This window comes from Oleiphilus sp. HI0132, from assembly GCF_001635845.1.
The window spans coordinates 1-967 of record NZ_LWGJ01000487.1 but is presented as its reverse complement, the minus strand read 5'-3'; the positions used below and the strand labels follow the sequence as shown (position 1 = coordinate 967).

1 protein-coding gene is annotated in these 967 nt (G+C 46.4%); it reads left to right on the top strand.

The annotated features are described in order from the left end of the window. Positions 1–967: LamG domain-containing protein (locus A3766_RS05905; RefSeq protein ID WP_197479366.1), on the top strand; the 967-nt coding region annotated here is incomplete at both ends.

The window sequence follows — 967 nt, the reverse complement described above, 5'->3', positions numbered from 1 at the left end:
AGGAAATAATACCGGATGGCAGGCGCCCGGTATTGCAGGTATAGAAGAGGCGGGAGGCTCCGACGATATCTTTTGGGGCTGGATCGATGCCTCGGGCCATATTGGCTTATCGGTCGGTAACGATTACTCAACAAAATCCTCAGGAGTGATCAATGATAATAGCTTTCATCATGTGGTACTAACACGTGATGCCGGTAGTGGTGCGTATAAAATATATATTGATGGCGTGTTGGATCAAAGTGGCACCGCAGCAGCAGGTGTGATTGGCAACTCTTTCACGAGTATCGGCCGGATAGAAGATACAGGTGGTTCGCCAGAGTACTTTCAAGGTCAGCTAGATGAAGTCAAAATATACAACAGCGTTCTAAGTGATTCGCAAGTGAATGCCTTATATACCGAGACACGTTCATGTGGCGCCTATCAGCCTCTTGCTCACTTTGCCTTTGAGCAAAATAATTGGTCGGGCGCAGGCGTGTCGATCGAGGATTATTCGGGTAACGGTAATGCGGGATTAAGTGTCGGTAGTGCAGAGTCCCATGCCAGCGGCCAGGTTTGTAAAGGTAGTTTTATTCCCGACAACTCAAATTCAGCAACGATTGATGCCATTGACTCACAGCTGGACTTGGACACAGACGTAGGGAGTCAAGGGACTATTGTGCTTTGGTATCGAGCTGAAGAGAACTGGGTGGGGAGTGGAGATAAGACCTTAATTGATGCAACTACCGATGTCATAGGAAATTCTAACGATAAGTATTTCTTCTTGGCAAAATTAAATGATGGTCGCTTACGATTTGCCTTGGAAGATAGCGCGGATCTTGATTTCAACTTATACACAAGTGCTAACTCAGTTGTTGCGGGAACGTGGGTTCATCTTGGCGTAACCTGGGACTTATCTGCCGATGAATTGCATATATATGTTGATGGAAGCTCTGCTGCCTCATCGTCAATTTCATCTAACGGCACTATG